The following is a 16,314-nucleotide window of genomic DNA, read 5'->3' as shown; positions in this document are numbered from 1 at the left end:
AAACGGGGCGCTCTAGAGCGTCCTGTTTGTTTTGTGGCGTTCATGTGAATGAATTGCGTGATGAGACGCCACGTTGGCACAAATAATGTTCGTCAGACATTGACCTTATCGGCCCGGCCCGCTATGATCTTGGCTTCGTCGCACTGACTCCCTGTGCGACAGAAAGTTTGGGAGACGTGGCCGAGAGGTCGAAGGCACTCCCCTGCTAAGGGAGCATCTGGGCCAAAACCTGGATCGAGGGTTCGAATCCCTCCGTCTCCGCCAATCTGGTCTGTAAGTGCTTGATTTTAAAGCGCTTCATAAGGCGGAACATGCGGTACCCACGTTTCTACCCATGCGGGGAAATGTGGCGCAGTAAAGAAAAAAGGCCCTGTCCGTTTCGGTGGACAGGGCCTTTTTCTTTGCGCGTCGAATATGGGCGCACTCTTGTGAAAGCCCCGCCGCGAATTGATCACGGCGAGCGAAGCGCAACTGCGTGAGGGTGGCTGGCTGCAGGGAGGAAGCGTCGGGCGGAACTGCGAACTGATGAACAAGAAGCGGATCGAAAGCGTCGTCGACTAGCGCGAGCGCACAAAGCAGCGCAAAGCTCTCGAGATCGTGAGTCGTGGACCTAGATTCCGGCGGTTGCGTAGTGAAGGAGGCCGTTTAATCCTCTGGGACTTGTATCTACTGATCGGACCAGAGGGACGCGTTTTATCGAGCCACAAAACCGGTCTGTCCATGTTGGACGGTACTATTGACGCAGCGCTGCGGATCCGCGGGTCTTTGGGGCAAGAAATGATGGCTCATGGTTTCCTCTCCACTGGTCGTACTCTCATTCTAGAGCGCGTTGAGTCTGACAAGGAAATCGTTGAGCGACATCTCGGTCACGTCCGCGACGAGGAGCTCCGGGACGCATGCGATCGGACTCAATTCATCGAGCAGCGACAACGAATGAGTCCAAGGCCGGGCCGACTATCCCCCTCGCCTTGCGAGTAGCAAGGACAAACATGACGATATGTCGTCGGCCATGCGCGCTAGGGAAAGCACATTGCCGGCGGGCGTCGCGATGACTGCCGACGAGTTGCAACCAAGGCATGCGCCTATCGAGTTGGCTGCTGAGATACCGAGTACTTGGGGACGCGTTTCATTGCATGTCAGTGTCGGGTAATCATTTCTGTTTTGCCATTGAGTTTGAGAATTAATGTGGATTGCTGATTAATTTGTACCGCTTAAGCTTCGAGCAGGAGAGGACTCACATAATATTTCTATGCCATTGAAAATAAAGGAGAGTCCCAGCATAAGTGGTCACCGATGTACTCGTCAGCGTACTCAAAGGCGTTCCTCTAGAACCATTTCTCTACGTTGTCGCGAAGACGCTACTCGGTCGTAGGTGGGGAGAAGGTCGCGGTGGGATGTCTTCAGTAGGGGTATTCAAGCCGTTGGCAAAGCCGAGCACCGCGCCATTCGTACATTCGGTTCAATCTCATCACGATACGCACCGCGATACGCTCATCCGGCGGGAGCATCATGTTGATCTTGGCCTCTTTGACTGGTCGGCGATCGAAACATAAAAAATCGGCGGCCAACCACCTACCTAGCCGGAAATGGAGTTCCAAACGTTATCGCTGCAGCACAGAAACCATCAGGCTGCCTCGCGATATTTGCAGTCCCCTATGCCGCGGCTATGGGCGGCCGGGGCGCCGTCAATAAAAAAGACTTCATGCACGGTATCTCGACCGGCGAGTGCGAAAAGGATTTTTCTCTCGAGAACCGAGGCCGTGCCCCAATAGTTCGTCTGCGCCGCAGTCGGACTGGCCTTCGCGTGATGATGCCTCTTCGCCGCCGGCCGGTGATGTCCGCATGCACGACCGGCTGGGACCCTAGATCTCTAGGCCCGCCACCGATCCGACACACGTTTGCATCGGTCATCCCAGTGTTTACCCATAGAGACAACGGCCCTATAGTTTCGTACTCTGTATACAGAGTACAGAGAGCTGAACCTGAGGCCGAAATACTTAGTTCGAACAAAGCCCCTGTTAAAACACTGGAGAAATCACCATGAGCGTTAAATCTGACAAGCTGGACGGGCAGAAGAGCGGCGGTGGCGCACCGACCGTGAAGAAGTTGATTCCGTTTGGTGGTTACTACACGAGTAAAGTGCCCGGCCACGATCCGGAACTCACCGAAACGGGCCCGGGCACGCCGATGGGCGAATTCATGCGCGCGTTCTGGCATCCCGTCTGTATGTCGATAGAACTCACCGATACCCCGCGCTTTTTGAAGATCCTCGGGGAAGAACTGGTCGCGTTCCGCGACGGCAGCGGCCGCGTCGGCGTGCTGCACGCGCACTGCGTGCATCGGGGCGCATCGCTCGAATATGGCGCGATCCAAGAACGTGGGATCAAGTGCTGCTATCACGGCATGGTTTTCGACGTCGACGGCACGTGCCTTCACGTGCCCTATCCAAAGGGAGAAGAGAAAGAAGCCGAGCGCTATGCGTGCTCAATCCAGCAGGGTGCGTACAAGGCGGTGGAACGCCACGGGCTCGTATTCGCATACATGGGACCGCCCGATGCGGAGCCGCCGTTTCCCGAGTGGGAGGGCGATTTCACCGTGTTGCCGGGCGACGAACTCGTGCCGTACAGCAATTTCCAGCATTGCAACTGGCTGCAGGTCCAGGACAACGCCGCAGACAACTTCCATCCGACCGCGCTGCATGCAGCGAAGAATGTCGTGAACGGCAATTTTCAGCAGACGACCTTCGACGAAGTCGGCGCGGCTTCCATGGAAGTTGCGCCGGACATGCACTTCGTGCCGGTGCAGCAGGGCCGCAGCTTGGCTTGCGCGGGCGCGCGCCGCGTCGACAAGGACCGTCTGTTCGTGCGCGTTCAGCATCAGGTGCTCCCGAACCTGAGCCTGCATGCCTACACGTCGGAAGACGGCTCGGCGAAGAAGCTCTTCAGCCGTTTCCATATCATCCGCTGGACCGTGCCTGTCGATGACGAGAACAGCAAGATGATCGGCTGGCGCGTGATGGGCCCGGGTATCGACACGCGCGGCGTCGGCCGGAAAGATCTTGTCGGCTACGAGAGCATCGACTTTCTCGACGGCCAGGTGGCGATGCGGCGTCCCGAGCGCTTCGGGCAATACAAGCTCGAAGATCTGCCGCCCATCCCGCCGAATCATCGGGAGCGGTCGAACTATAAGAGCGCGCAATACGCACCGGGTGACTACGAGGCGATCATCAGTCAGCGCCCGATTGCTGTACATGCACTCGAAAACCCAACGAAGTTCGACGCGGGTCCCTATCAGTTCCGCAAGATGCTGCGCGACGCAGTGCGTGGAACAAACCCTGCCGCGTCGGCACGGGAGTTCGCCGAGTGGTTTCGGCAGCAGGGCGGTGCGCCGAACAGTTACTGCTCAGGCAACGTATTCGACATTCAGGAAGGGGAGACGGTCGAACAGGAAGTCGCGCAACGACGCGCAGTGACAAAGCGCATCGTCGCGATTCTCACGGAAAGCGAGAGCCTCAAGGGCAAGGAGCGCAGCGAGTTCGTGAAGGCGCGGTTCGACGAGTTGGAGCGTTCGATCAAGGGCTAACGACGACTACGGGTACATGATGCGCGGACATTGCGTGTCATGGCCCTGAATTATGCAGGAGCATGAAATGGAAACCGAAGAAGCCGTGGCCGCGCACGGCAGCCGCACGCTCGAATTGCAGGTGCGTCAGATACGGTTCGAAGGCAAGGGCATCAACTCGTATGAGTTCGTCGATGCCGAGGGCAGCGACCTGCCCGCTTTTGATGCAGGCGCACACATCGACGTTGATCTCGGCGATGGGCTGATTCGTCAATACTCGCTTTGCAACGATCCTGCCGAGCGGCATCGTTACGTGATTGCGGTACTGAAAGACGAGAACGGGCGTGGCGGGTCCAAAACGCTGCATCAGAAACTACGCGTGCAAGACACTGTGCGCGTGAGCCGGCCGCGCAACAACTTTGCACTTGTCCGAGATGCGGAGAAGGTGATTCTGCTTGCTGGCGGGATCGGCGTCACACCTCTGAAGTCGATGGCGCATGAACTGGAAAAACTTGGTATCGACTACGAATTGCACTACTGCGCGCGCGATGCGTCGTGTGCGGCATTTAGCGGCGAGTTCAAGACACTGCGCGAAGCGGGTCATCTGTACTATCACTTCGACGGCGGCGATCCCGCTGCCGGCCTCGACATTGAGCGGCTGCTGAGCAAGCCGTCGCACGGCGCGCACATTTACTACTGCGGTCCTGGCGGCTTCATGAAGGCGTGTGCGGCCGCAACCGCGCACTGGCCCGCAGGCACGGTGCACTTCGAGCATTTCAAGGCGCCAGAGCGGCCAGCCGTACCGGCGACGGGCGAAGAAATCTCGGAATGCTTCGATGTGCGCATTGCCAGTACTGGGCAGACAATCCGTGTCCGGCCGGGTCAACCGATTACGGACGCATTGCAGGAAGCGGGCGTCGCTATCGAAACATCCTGCTGTGCCGGCTTGTGCGCAACCTGCAAGGTCCGCTACCTCGAGGGCGAAGTGGATCACAACGACTTCATTCTAGGCGACGACGAGAAGACCGAATACCTGACGCCTTGCGTATCGCGGGCAGTCAGCAAACTGCTGGTGCTCGATCTCTAACGAGCAATGTCGCGCACCGTCACGGGTCGTGGACGCTAACTCAATCAACCGGAACATCAATGAAGATCTTCTACGACAAAGACGCCGATCTCTCGCTTCTGAAGAACAGGCGTGTCGCCATCATTGGCTATGGCTCGCAAGGCCACGCCCATGCCTTGAATCTAAAAGACAGCGGTATTGACGTGACCGTCGGCTTGCGCAAGGGGCCGTCGTGGATCAAGGCGGAAAAGGCGGGTCTGGCTGTGCGGCATGTTGCCGACGCCGTGAAAGATGCGGACATCGTCATGATGCTGCTGCCGGACGAGCACATCGCCGAAGTGTATCGAGCGGAAGTCGAACCTCACGCACGGCAGGGCGCGACACTCGGTTTCGCGCACGGTTTTAACATTCACTACGGTCAGGTTGTGCCGCGCCCAGATCTCGATGTTGTAATGATCGCGCCCAAGGCGCCAGGGCACACAGTTCGCAGCACTTATGCGCAAGGCGGTGGCGTGCCGCATCTGATCGCCGTCGCGCAGGACGCATCGGGCACGGCGCGCAGTGTGGCGCTCGCCTATGCGGCCGCCAACGGTGGAGGACGTGCCGGAATCATCGAAACGAGCTTCAGAGAAGAGACCGAGACAGATCTGTTCGGCGAGCAGGCGGTCTTGTGCGGCGGCACCGTGGACCTGATCAAGGCTGGCTTCGAGACACTGGTCGAGGCGGGTTACGCGCCGGAGATGGCGTATTTCGAATGCCTGCATGAAGTGAAGCTGATCGTCGATCTGATCTACGAAGGTGGCATCGTCAACATGAACTACGGCATTTCCAACAATGCCGAGTTCGGTGAATACATGGCGGGGCCACGCATTGTGACGAACGAAACGCGCAAAGCGATGAAGCGGATTCTGGGCGATATCCAGACGGGCGAATACGCGAAGAGCTTCATTCTCGAGAACCGCGCCGGAGCGCCCACATTGCAGGCCAAAAGGCGTCTGACGGCAGAGCATCCGATCGAGAAAGTCGGCGCCAAATTGCGCGCGATGATGCCGTGGATTACGAAAGGCGCGCTTGTCGATAAGTCGCGCAACTAAGGGCCACGCGTTGCTTTGCGATAGGCCGGATTGCTGAGCAATCCGGCCATCTCCTCAGGAATGCACTGTTGAGATCACGTCCTGAAGCCCTGTCCGAAGATGTTCAAAAGCACGGGCGGTATGAAACTCTGACAACTCCATCGCAATTTTCACATTGCCTTCGGCAATCGCTCTGGCGATCGACGCATGTTCCTCCCAGATGGACGCACGCTGCCCGGCTACCTGCAACATGGCGCCCATCACGCGGCGCAAATGCACCCAGTGAACACGCGCCGTCTCCGCGATGAGCGGGTTGCCCGATGCCGCATACACGGCAAAATGGAATGCGATGTCGGCGTCAATCATCGCGTGCACGTCGCCGTCGTGTGACGAATGCCGTCCACGTTCGATTAACGCCGGATTTAGCACGGCGCGGCGCTGGGCGGCAAGGCGCGCGGCAAGCGAGTCGATGCTGCCGCGAATTTGATAGATGTGAGCGAGAGAATCTTCTCCGAGCGGTGCAACGAGCACGCCTCGGCCCGGCGCATCCTTAATCAGGCCATCTTTCTTCAACAGGCGCAATGCCTGCAACACGGGCGAGCGTGAAACGGCGAGCTGATCGGCGATTTCTTCCTGCGTGATACGCACGCCCGGCGCGAGCGATCCATCGCAAATAGCATTGACGAGTGCGCCGTAGACCTCGTCGACGAAATCGGTGCGAGCCTGAATCTTCAGCAGTTTCGCAACCATGATGACGCCCTTTGTTTGTATACGGAGTTCAGCATACAGTCATGGGCGCGTGCGCGTCAACCGGCCTCCACGTCAGGGACGACGGTATTACCTGTGCGTGTGAGCAACCATTCGCGAAACAGGCGTACTTTCTCGATGTTCTTCTCGCTGGTGCGGAACGACAGAAAATGTGTGTCCCGCGCAAGCGGCCTGAACTCGGCTGCGCCGAGTTCGATCAGGTCTCCGCGCGATAGTTCGCGCTCAGCAAGCCGCACCGATTCGAGCGCGACGCCCATACCGTCGACGGCTGCGGACAGCGCGAGCGCGGCTCGATCGAAAGAAGGCCGTGGACGCGCGGGCAGCGCAAGGCCATTCAGCGCAAACCAGTCGGCCCAGGTGACTCGGCTTAATTGTGAATCGATCAACGTCAACTCACCGATCAACTGCCTAACGGGCACGCCGGCTTTAAGCAGCGATGGCGAACAAAGCGGCACGATGCGCTCCGGGCCTAACCCAAGCGTCGCGATGCCAGGACGTTCTCTCGCAAAGCCGTAGGAGATCGCGATATCGACCTCGTGCAGCTGCGTCATGTCGACCGGGTCTGGACCTGACGTGAGCCGGATCGTGATGTCCGGATGAGTCTGCATGAACTCGGGCAGGCGCGGTCCGAGCCATTTGGCCGCAAAGCTCGGTGCGGCATGAACGGCGAGTATCTGTGCATTGGGCGACAACGAGACTTCGTTGCACGCCGCTTCGATCACGTCGAACACGCGCCCAAGGCTTTCTTGCAAGCGGGAGCCTTCCGACGTGGTTTCGATACGTCGGTTGCGCCGATGAAACAGCTTGCGGCCGAAATACTCCTCCAGCTCTTTCACCTGATGGCTGATTGCCGACTGCGTGAGATGCAGTTCCTCCGCCGCAAGCGTGAAGCTCTGCAGTCGCGCCGCCGCTTCGAACGCTCTGAGCAACACGAAGTTCGGGATCCGTCTCATCGTTCCACCAAAGGATGAATGTGGTTCATCTTTCTATGAACAGTCATCGTTTGTCAATGACATCGGCGAACGCGAAGATCACTCATCAATAAGCCAATCAGCCGCGAAGAAGGTTCGTCGCCAACTTCGCCACCAATAATCCTCAACTCATCAAGGAGCATGCAATGTCAGACGCTATCATCGAAGGGCGCCAGGAGCCGATCGTGAAGCCCGGCAAGGTATCGATCTATCAGCCCGATCAGAAAGGGCTTATTTTTCCGGAACAGCCCGCGTTCGATTCGCCGTCGGCGCATCGCCAGCATTTGAAGGAGCGTCTTGTCGGCGCTTGCCGTGCATTCGCGCTGCAAGGCTTCGACTATGGTTTCGCGGGCCACCTCACGGTACGGGATCCGGAGAATCCTTCGCTGTACTGGACCAATCCCATGGCCGTTCATTTCGCGCAGGTGAAAGTGTCGAACTTGATCTGCGCGGACCACGAGGGCAATGTCGTGGAGGGCAAGTATGCAATCAATCGTGCGGGCTTCGTTCTGCATGCGGCCGTGCACGAGTTGCACCAGGACATCGTCGCGATGTGTCATGCGCACACGGTGTACGGCACCGCATTCGCGTCGCTCGGCAAAAAACTCGAACCGATTTCACAGGACGCCGCCGCGTTCTACGAAGACCATGTCGTGATCGGTGATGAAGCCGGCAAGGTCGCTGTCGAAGTGAAGGGCGGCAATCGCGTCGCGAACGCCTTTGCAGGGGTCAAGGCGGCGATCCACCAGAACCATGGACTGCTGACCGCGAGCCGTCACAGCATCGAGTCCGCCGCGTTCTGGTTCATCGCGCTCGAACGTTGCTGCCAGCAGCAACTGATGATCGAGGCGACCGGCGCGGCTCCCAAACTCGTGATACCGGAACGTGCGCGCTATAGCCGCGAACATGTCGGCAGTGACTACATCGGCTGGTTGCATTTTCAGACGATCTGGAGCGACTTGGTGGCAAGTCAGCCGGACATGTTTGACTGACGAGGCCGCGAGCGCCTGGCGTATTGCGAGGGCGTTTGACCTAAGCACGATCGACGCGGCCATGGGACACCATGTGGCAATGGCCGCTTAGAGGACGGCAGCGAGAAGAGCGCACAGCGCCAATGCTGGACTTCCACCAGCAACACCAATGTTGCATGGGACCAGAGCAAGACGCTAACGCGTCAGCTTTGGTCGTCACAGGAGACAAAACATGAGTTACTCGAGTCCCGCCGCAGTGTTTGGCAGTGAGGAAGCGTCCACCTACACGAAAGTGATGTGGCGTTTGCTGCCGTTTCTCTTTCTATGCTACTTGTGTGCATACCTCGACCGGATCAACGTTGCCTTTGCCAAGCTGCAAATGCTGAAAGATCTCGGTCTGAGCGATGCTGTCTACGGTCTGGGCGCCAGCGTCTTCTTTGTCGGCTATCTGCTGTTCGAAGTGCCTAGCAATCTGATACTTCTACGGGTCGGCGCGCGACGCTGGATCGCGCGTATCATGGTTACGTGGGGGTTGGTATCGGCAGGCATGATGTTCGTGTCGACGCCCACCAGTTTCTACGTCATGCGTTTTCTGCTTGGCGTCGCCGAAGCGGGTTTCATTCCCGCGATTCTTCTGTATCTGACCTACTGGTTCCCGGCTTCGCGCCGCAGCAAGGTCACGGCGCTATTCCTCACTGGTATCCCGATGTCCGGCGTGGTGGGTGGGCCGCTGTCTGGGCTGATCATGACGCACCTGAGCGGCGCGCATGGCCTTGCTGGCTGGCAATGGCTCTTTCTTCTCGAAGGCGTGCCGACAGCGATCTTCGGTGTGCTCGCATTCTTCTTTCTCGACGACAAGGTCGCCGACGCTAAGTGGCTCAGCGATTCACAGAAGACGATGATCGAGAGCAATCTGCGCGCAGAGAAGCCCGAACACAGCCTCCATTCGGTCAGGGACGGCCTGCTCAACCCGAAGATTCTGCTGCTAAGTGCGATCTATTTCTTTTTCACGATGGGGTTGTATGGCGTGAGTTTCTGGCTGCCGACGCTGATCAAGGCATCAGGTGTGGCCGATACGATGAATATCGGTCTATTGACTGCCGTTCCCTATGCTGCGGCCGTCGTCGCAATGGTGCTGGTGAGCCAGAGCGCGGATGCGCGCGGCGAACGCCGCTGGCATCTCGCGCTGCCGGGCGTGATCGGTGCCGCGGGCCTCTTCTTCAGTGTTGAGTTCGCTCACTCAACGCAGATCGCGATGATAGCGCTGACGATTGGCACGATGGGTGTGATGACGACGATCTCCCAGTTTTGGGTCCTTCCTCCCGCCATTTGCAGTGGCGCTGCAGCCGCGGCCGGGCTCGCGCTTGCCAATTCTGTCGGAAGCATTTCCGGCGTGGTCAGTCCATCCGTGATCGGATTCCTGCAGACGATCACCGGATCGACGGCCAGTGGTGTGCTGGGTCTGGCGGTGAGTCTGCTGATCGGAAGCGCCATGGTGTTCGCGGTGCCGGCGAAGCTGGTGAACAGCCAGCGGCGGAGCTGAGGAATAGCGAGTGCCAGAGCACAGCCTATGGAATCAGCGGCGGCTTGCAGCCGCCGTCTTAGGCCTGCCGAGCGGCCAGCATCTCATCGATGCGCGCGACGAGATTGTGCCGCGCAAGTTGCGTATGTTGCTCGCTCAATGCCGCGGCCTTATCGGCGTCTTCATTCGCGATCGCATCGAAGATGGCAGCGTGCTCGTCCCAGATCGTTTTACGTTGCGCTGAGGCCTGAAGCACCGCACCCATTACGCGACGCAAATGAACCCAATGCAGATGTGCGGTCTCTGCAATCAGCGGGTTGCCGGACGCAGAGTAGATGGCCGAATGAAATGCGACGTCTGCTTCGATCAGTGCTTTCACGTCGCCGCTTTTCGACGCGCGCCGGCCATTCGTGATCAGGCTCTTGTCGAGCTTGACGCACCTGGTCGCCGCAAGGCGGGCGGCCAACGCATCGATAGCGCCACGAATCTCGTAGAGATTGGCAATCCACGTGGCATCGAGCGGCGCGACCAGCAGACCGCGCCCCGGTGCGTCGAGCACGAGTCCGTCTTTTTTCAACAGGCGCAGCGCCTGAAGAACAGGGGAGCGCGACACTTCCAGTTCGGCAGCGATTTCCTCCTGCGTGAGGCGGCTCCCTGGCGCCAGAGAGCCGTCGCTGATGGCGTCGAGCAGTACTTTGTACACCTCGTCTACATAGTCGGTGCGCGCCTTGAGTTTAACCAGTGACATGAATGCCTTTCACGTATACCGAATACAGTGAGATTACCGCTAGGCGCCAGGTGAAGCAAGTCGAACCGCGCCATCGGTGTTTACCTAGGACGACGTGTTCGTTATGCGAACCTACAATGGATACGGAGTTCTGAACACGATATCCCGCCTCGTCCGTTACGGAGAGCTACGCGCAATGAAGATTCCGAGGTTTCTATTGGCCTTATCCCAACCGGCCAAAACTAGCCCTGCGACGCTGATCGGCGAGACCGGATTTTCTTTCCCGATCCTCGCATGCGACCTGTAATTTCGGCTGGTTTCTCTTGACATGCACGAGTCCATGCACGCCCTTAGCAAAGCAAGCGCCAGAGTTTTTTGGGGCAATGCGGCGTATCCAGTGTGAACACGCGGCCAGGAAGCACCATCGATTCAATCAATGCCTGTGCAGCCGCGATTTCGTTGAACTTCTTCGACACTTCAACGCGGCCGAGCACAATCAGATCATTCTGATCGAAGGCTGACACCATTTGCCTCGCTGCGAGATCAGCGCACGTAAGGCGCTTCAGTTGCCGTCGATTGCGATGAACTACCGGGCGGCCGGCGGCGCGGCTACTGCGATGAGCCTAGGCAGGAGTCACGATCTCCAGTTCGTTGTCTTCTATTTCCAACAAGAACCCGTCCGAATGTCATCCAGCGTGGTGCCTTGCGCCATTTTGTATCGACCAGTTGAATCGGCTGCTCCAGCCGCTCGTCGGTAAACGCCTCGATCTTCCTAAGCGAACTCGCGCCTCATGGGGGCGCCAGTACTACAGCGCACAGCAGCGGTTCGAGTTCATATCGCTTTACCGGCGCCTCGCGACGGTCACCCAGCTCCGAAAATATGCCACCAAAAATCATCGTTCTCTTGCGTGATGATGGAATGCCGAGTTAACAGCCGTGGCATCCCAGCCACCGCCTAATGCCCGCAAGAATGCGAGTGCGCTCGGCTTAAGTTGATTGCGCAATGTACGTCGTTCGAGCCGCGCCCAAAATCATCCCCGGTCACGTCGCGCCACACGCGTCTGCCAGCGCGGGTACCGACGAGAGCTGTCGGGAATACCCTGATTGTGCGAAACTTAACTCCGATAAGATGATGGCGTAAGCGTTGCATGGCTCCATAAACGACTTGGCCTCCGGCGCGGCGAATACGGTGAGCGAATGGCGCGTCATCGGCACGGCCCTGGTCGAGCGGTTTTGTTAGGCGCCTGGCCGACTTGTACTGCGACGACGGCTATTCGAGCGGACTTGTCACGCAAGTGTGCGTGCAAGCGGTGGTGGTGCTCGTCCTGGCCATGGCGTTGCCGCTAGAAAACGTTCTTCGTCAAGAGGGGGTGTTCGTCTCTACCTCTGCGCTTCTACTGCTAGCGGCCTCCGATTGTGCCCTCGGCCACGGTATGTCGCGAGCCAACATCCGGCGCTTGCGACCAAAGACGATCATCTAACTGAACCGTTCTGACTTTCGATAGCTATTGCCATGTCTGAAAAGCCCCAACCGCGTGCACGCGATGCGTATCTGCACTTCCTGAAGATCCCAACTCGATGGATGGACAACGACGTGTATGGGCACGTGAACAACGTCGTCTACTACAGCTATTTCGACACTGTCGTCAACGAGTATCTGGTCGGTGCCGGTGTGCTCGACTTCGAGCGCGGCCGGACGATCGGTCTCGTCGTCGAGACGAAATGCAACTATTTTTCGCCGATCGCGTTTCCGCAACAGGTCGATGCGGGGCTGCGCGTCGCGCGGCTTGGGGCGTCGAGCGTGCGCTACGAGATTGGCCTGTTCGCGACCCGTGACGCGTCGCCCGCCGCGCAGGGGCATTTCGTGCACGTGTACGTCGATCGCGACACGCGACGGCCGGTGCCGTTGCTTGAGCCGATGCGCTCCGCACTTGCTGCACTCGTTGTCTGACATCGCTGTTGGCGCAGACGCAAATGGGGCACAGGCCGCGTGTTTATCTCGACGTAGCGATTGTGGGAGGCGAGCCGAGCGAGGGGACTATCCCGACCTGCGACAAACCTGTCTGATTGGCTTCAAAGGTCGCGGACGAGTTCCATTCGGTCATTCGCTACAGCTTCAAAAGGAAAAGGAAACAGCATGACAGCACAATATCAGGACCGTGGCGGCGTGGTCGTCATTACGCTAGACAATCCTCCCGTCAATGGGCTCAGTCACCGCACGCGAAAGGGAATCTTGGAGGCGATGGTTCGTGCGCTCGATGACGATGGCGTCACCGCTGTCGTCATCGCAGGCACGGGTAACGCATTCTCGGGCGGCGCGGATATCCGTGAGTTCGGTACGCCGATGGCGTTCCAAGCGCCTACCCTGCAGACGGTGATCGACACTATCGAAGCTTCGCCCAAGCCCGTCGTGGCGGCAATTCATTCGGTGGCCATGGGCGGAGGGCTCGAGTTGGCGCTTGGTTGCCATTACCGCGTTGCGGCTAAAGACGCGCTCATTGCGCTGCCGGAAGTGAAGCTAGGACTGCTGCCGGGAGCCGGCGGGACGCAGCGGCTGCCACGCGCTATCGGCCTTGAAGCAGCATTGAACATGATCGTGTCCGGTAAGACGACGACCGCCGGTGCGTTAGCAAATACTCAGCTTTTCGACCTGGTCGTCGAAGATGGTGTGCTTGAGGCTGCCGAAAAATATGCGCGCAACGTAGCTCATTCGCCGGGCGCACATCCGCGCTTGCGGGATCTTGCCGTGCAACACGAGAGCGCTGAAGCCTATCTCGGATACGCCGGAGCTACTATCGCCGCTGCGGGAAACTTGCCGGCACCACTGAAATGTGTCGAGGCCGTGGCGGCATCTCTTAAGCCGTTCGACAAAGGCATGCGGGAGGAGCGCGACGCTTTCCAGTATCTGATGTCCACACCGGAGTCGCGCGCGCTGCGGCATGCGTTCTTTGCCGAGCGAGCCGCTAGCAAGATTCCCGATGTACCCGCCGATACGCCTGCCCGCAAGATCGCTAAAGTCGCGGTGATCGGCGCAGGCCTTATGGGAAGAGGCATCGGCATGAGCTTCCTGAACGCTGGCCTGCCGGTTACGCTGCTGGAGACGAATGCCGACGCGCTCGCACGCGGCGTAGAGACCATTCGACGTGGTTACGAAGACACGGCAAAAAAAGGCAAGCTTCGTCGAGATCAGATTGCGGAACGCATGTCGCTGCTCACCACGACGCTGTCCTACGACGACATCAAAGGCTCCGACCTTGTGATCGAGGCTGTGTTCGAGGACATGAGCGCCAAGGAGGCCGTAGTCAGGAAACTCGATGAAATCATGAGGCCTGGCGCGATTTTGGCATCGAACACGTCCACGCTGGACGTCGACGTTATCGCATCGTTCACCAAGCACCCGCAGGACGTAGTCGGCATGCATTTTTTCAGTCCCGCCAACGTGATGAAGCTACTCGAGGTAGTGCGCGGGAGGAAAACGGGTCGGGACGTTCTCGCCACGGTGATGGCGCTCGCAAAGCGGATCGGGAAGACCGCGGTGGTATCGGGCGTCTGCGACGGTTTCATCGGTAACCGGATGATCGAGCAGTACAGCCGCCAAGCCGGCTTCCTGCTGGACGAAGGGGCGCTACCCGATCAGGTCGACCGCGCCGTCGAGCGATTCGGTTTTGCCATGGGGCCGTTTCGCATGATCGACATGGCCGGCAACGATATTGCATGGGAAATTCGAAAGCGCCGCGCTGTCGAAAATCCAGCGTTCAATTACTCAAAGGTCGGCGATCTACTTTGCGAGATGGGGCGCTTCGGCCAAAAGACGAGCAAGGGCTGGTACGACTACAAACCAGGTGATCGAAAGGCGTATCCCAGCAAAGAGGTGAATGACATGATTGTTCGGCATTCAGAGGATCTGGGTATCGCCCGGCGGCGAATCAGCGATGAGGAAATCGTCGAACGCCTCGTGTACGCGCTCGTCAATGAAGGTGCGCTGATTGTCGAGGAAGGCATCGCGTCAAAGGCCTCCGATATCGACACCGTCTACCTGAACGGCTACGGTTTCCCGCGGTTCCGCGGCGGTCCTATGCGTTATGCAGACGAGGTGGGACTTTACAACGTCGCGCGTTCGATCCGGCGATACGCACGGGGCTACCAGGGGCAGGCATGGCAGCTCGCACCGCTCTTGAAGAAGCTCGCCGACTCGGGCCAGGGGTTTAACGATTGAAAAGCTATGGTTGCCTGATGCCTGAATGTTGCGCCCGGCGCCACATTACGTAATTGTAAACAGAAGTAGTGAACAACGCAGTGATCATCTCCACGGCGAGGGTCGAGTCTGCGTTTGGATACCAGCGCCGCTAATCAAACGGTTGCTGGCGGAAAGCAAATCGTTTAGCTGATCGAATACAGGAAACCGAGATGAGCAACGCAGTGATCGTATCTACCGCCCGAACTCCGCTGACCAAAAGTTGGAAAGGCGCGTTCAACATGACCCATGGCGCCACCTTAGGGGGGCACGTAGTTCAACAGGCGCTGGCGCGTGCGGGCATCGACGGAGCCGAAGTCGAGGACGTGCTGATGGGCTGCTCGGCACCGGAAGGTGCCACCGGCTACAACATCGCACGCCAGAGCGCGATCAAGGCGGGGCTGCCCGTCTCCGTGCCGGGGCTAACCCTTAACCGCTTTTGCAGTTCGGGCCTGCAATCCATCGTGCTGGCCTGCCAACGTATTGGCATGGGGGAAGGCGAGGTCTATGTAGCCGGTGGAGTGGAAAGCATTTCTTGTGTGCAGAACCAATCGAATCGGCATATGTCGATCGACCCTTCGTTGGAACAGATCAAGCCTGAGATTTACTGGAGCATGCTTCAGACGGCCGAAGAGGTAGCCAAAGTGTACGGCATTGGCCGAGAGGCGATGGACGTGTTTGGCGCGGCGAGCCAGCAAAAGGCATGTGCGGCGCATGCAGCCGGGCGCTTCGAAGCTGAAATTGCGCCGATCACCGTCACGAAGGGGCTCGTCGATCCAGAGCTTGGTTTCGTGACGGGCGAGGTAGATGTCTCGCGCGATGAGGGGCTACGCGAAGGCACCACGGTGGAGAGTATTGCCGGAATCCGGCCTGCGCTGCCAGGTGGTGTCGTAAGCGCGGGTAATGCAAGCCAGTTTTCTGATGGCGCGGGTGCGTGCGTGGTCGTAAGTGAAGCCTACGCCGAGCGGCACGGCCTGGCGCCGCTAGGGCGTTTTCTTGGCTTCGCAGTGGCTGGCTGCGAGCCAGGCGTGATGGGAATCGGGCCAATCTTTGCCGTACCCAAGGTGCTAGGACGCTTGGGCTTGAATACGGACGATATCGACCTTTGGGAGCTTAACGAGGCGTTCGCGGTTCAGGTGATTTATTGCCGTGATTTCCTTGGCATTCCAGACGAGAAGTTGAACGTGAACGGAGGTGCCATCGCGATTGGCCACCCCTACGGCATGTCGGGCCAGCGCCTGACTGGCCACGCGCTGATCGAAGGCCGGCGGCGCGGAGCCAAACGCGTCGCCGTGACGATGTGCATGGCCAGTGGCATGGGGGCAGCGGCCATTTTCGAAGTGCTCTAGGGAGCCATGCAAGTCGTGATCGCCGTTTTCACCAGTACACATGCCGTACGTTTGTGAGGTCGGCTCTGTTCA

General features: G+C 58.7%; 12 protein-coding genes and 1 tRNA gene. 9 read left to right on the top strand and 4 right to left on the bottom strand.

All coding sequences use genetic code 11. From position 1 onward, the window contains the following. Positions 1 to 170 precede the first annotated feature (170 nt). The 4 genes from OKW37_RS16275 to ilvC all read left to right on the top strand — a co-directional run bounded on the left by OKW37_RS16275 (position 171) and on the right by ilvC (position 5,721). A tRNA-Ser gene (locus OKW37_RS16275) sits at positions 171 to 264 on the top strand. Positions 265 to 2,040: 1,776 nt separating this feature from the next. After that, positions 2,041 to 3,582: a Rieske 2Fe-2S domain-containing protein gene (locus tag OKW37_RS16270; protein WP_429405272.1), complete on the top strand. Its 1,542-nt coding sequence runs from the start codon at positions 2,041 to 2,043 to the stop codon at positions 3,580 to 3,582. Positions 3,583 to 3,649: 67 nt separating this feature from the next. After that, positions 3,650 to 4,648, top strand: coding sequence for a PDR/VanB family oxidoreductase (locus tag OKW37_RS16265; RefSeq protein WP_429405274.1), 999 nt, complete (start codon positions 3,650 to 3,652; stop codon positions 4,646 to 4,648). 59 nt (positions 4,649 to 4,707) lie between these two features. Continuing rightward, positions 4,708 to 5,721, top strand: coding sequence for a ketol-acid reductoisomerase (gene ilvC, locus OKW37_RS16260; RefSeq protein WP_429408381.1), 1,014 nt, complete (start codon positions 4,708 to 4,710; stop codon positions 5,719 to 5,721). 54 nt (positions 5,722 to 5,775) lie between these two features. On the opposite strand, the gene OKW37_RS16255 is transcribed toward ilvC, so the two are convergent. Both OKW37_RS16255 and OKW37_RS16250 read right to left on the bottom strand, forming a co-directional pair. Beyond that, positions 5,776 to 6,450: a GntR family transcriptional regulator gene (locus OKW37_RS16255; protein ID WP_429405276.1), complete on the bottom strand. Its 675-nt coding sequence runs from the start codon at positions 6,448 to 6,450 to the stop codon at positions 5,776 to 5,778. A 56-nt stretch (positions 6,451 to 6,506) separates the two neighbouring features. After that, positions 6,507 to 7,421: a LysR substrate-binding domain-containing protein gene (locus OKW37_RS16250; RefSeq protein WP_429405278.1), complete on the bottom strand. Its 915-nt coding sequence runs from the start codon at positions 7,419 to 7,421 to the stop codon at positions 6,507 to 6,509. A 164-nt stretch (positions 7,422 to 7,585) separates the two neighbouring features. On the opposite strand from OKW37_RS16250, the gene OKW37_RS16245 reads away from it, so the two are divergent. Together OKW37_RS16245 and OKW37_RS16240 are read left to right on the top strand one after the other, a co-directional pair. Then, complete coding sequence (locus tag OKW37_RS16245; RefSeq protein ID WP_429405280.1) at positions 7,586 to 8,431, top strand: class II aldolase/adducin family protein; 846 nt, start codon at positions 7,586 to 7,588, stop codon at positions 8,429 to 8,431. A 211-nt stretch (positions 8,432 to 8,642) separates the two neighbouring features. Next, positions 8,643 to 9,953, top strand: a complete 1,311-nt coding sequence (locus OKW37_RS16240) for an MFS transporter (RefSeq protein ID WP_429405282.1) — start codon at positions 8,643 to 8,645, stop codon at positions 9,951 to 9,953. A 58-nt stretch (positions 9,954 to 10,011) separates the two neighbouring features. Here OKW37_RS16240 and OKW37_RS16235 read toward each other — a convergent pair whose 3' ends face one another. Beyond that, positions 10,012 to 10,680 (bottom strand): GntR family transcriptional regulator, encoded by a 669-nt coding sequence (locus OKW37_RS16235; protein WP_429405284.1) that lies wholly within the window; start codon positions 10,678 to 10,680, stop codon positions 10,012 to 10,014. A gap of 329 nt (positions 10,681 to 11,009) precedes the next feature. Further along, a complete protein-coding gene (locus OKW37_RS16230) occupies positions 11,010 to 11,183 on the bottom strand; it encodes a hypothetical protein (protein ID WP_429509879.1) in 174 nt (57 codons plus the stop codon). 989 nt (positions 11,184 to 12,172) lie between these two features. On the opposite strand from OKW37_RS16230, the gene OKW37_RS16225 reads away from it, so the two are divergent. The 3 genes from OKW37_RS16225 to OKW37_RS16215 all read left to right on the top strand — a co-directional run bounded on the left by OKW37_RS16225 (position 12,173) and on the right by OKW37_RS16215 (position 16,242). Next, the gene (locus OKW37_RS16225; protein WP_429405287.1) at positions 12,173 to 12,610 is read left to right on the top strand and encodes an acyl-CoA thioesterase; all 438 of its coding nucleotides are present in this window, start codon (positions 12,173 to 12,175) and stop codon (positions 12,608 to 12,610) included. A gap of 186 nt (positions 12,611 to 12,796) precedes the next feature. After that, positions 12,797 to 14,875, top strand: a complete 2,079-nt coding sequence (locus OKW37_RS16220) for a 3-hydroxyacyl-CoA dehydrogenase NAD-binding domain-containing protein (RefSeq protein ID WP_429405289.1) — start codon at positions 12,797 to 12,799, stop codon at positions 14,873 to 14,875. Positions 14,876 to 15,066: 191 nt separating this feature from the next. Next, a complete protein-coding gene (locus tag OKW37_RS16215) occupies positions 15,067 to 16,242 on the top strand; it encodes an acetyl-CoA C-acyltransferase (RefSeq protein WP_429405291.1) in 1,176 nt (391 codons plus the stop codon). Positions 16,243 to 16,314 lie beyond the last annotated feature (72 nt).

The organism is Paraburkholderia sp. MM5482-R2 (genome assembly GCF_050436125.1).
Classification (GTDB): domain Bacteria; phylum Pseudomonadota; class Gammaproteobacteria; order Burkholderiales; family Burkholderiaceae; genus Paraburkholderia; species Paraburkholderia tuberum.
Note: the sequence above shows the minus strand (reverse complement) of the source record. Positions and strands in the feature narration are given on the sequence as shown.

Coding starts and splice junctions, on each gene's coding strand:
- OKW37_RS16270 (WP_429405272.1), top strand. CDS start 2,041: ATGAGCGTTAAATCTGACAAGCTGGACGGGCAGAAGAGCGGCGGTGGC.
- OKW37_RS16265 (WP_429405274.1), top strand. CDS start 3,650: ATGGAAACCGAAGAAGCCGTGGCCGCGCACGGCAGCCGCACGCTCGAA.
- ilvC (WP_429408381.1), top strand. CDS start 4,708: ATGAAGATCTTCTACGACAAAGACGCCGATCTCTCGCTTCTGAAGAAC.
- OKW37_RS16255 (WP_429405276.1), bottom strand. CDS start 6,450: ATGGTTGCGAAACTGCTGAAGATTCAGGCTCGCACCGATTTCGTCGAC.
- OKW37_RS16250 (WP_429405278.1), bottom strand. CDS start 7,421: ATGAGACGGATCCCGAACTTCGTGTTGCTCAGAGCGTTCGAAGCGGCG.
- OKW37_RS16245 (WP_429405280.1), top strand. CDS start 7,586: ATGTCAGACGCTATCATCGAAGGGCGCCAGGAGCCGATCGTGAAGCCC.
- OKW37_RS16240 (WP_429405282.1), top strand. CDS start 8,643: ATGAGTTACTCGAGTCCCGCCGCAGTGTTTGGCAGTGAGGAAGCGTCC.
- OKW37_RS16235 (WP_429405284.1), bottom strand. CDS start 10,680: ATGTCACTGGTTAAACTCAAGGCGCGCACCGACTATGTAGACGAGGTG.
- OKW37_RS16225 (WP_429405287.1), top strand. CDS start 12,173: ATGTCTGAAAAGCCCCAACCGCGTGCACGCGATGCGTATCTGCACTTC.
- OKW37_RS16220 (WP_429405289.1), top strand. CDS start 12,797: ATGACAGCACAATATCAGGACCGTGGCGGCGTGGTCGTCATTACGCTA.
- OKW37_RS16215 (WP_429405291.1), top strand. CDS start 15,067: ATGAGCAACGCAGTGATCGTATCTACCGCCCGAACTCCGCTGACCAAA.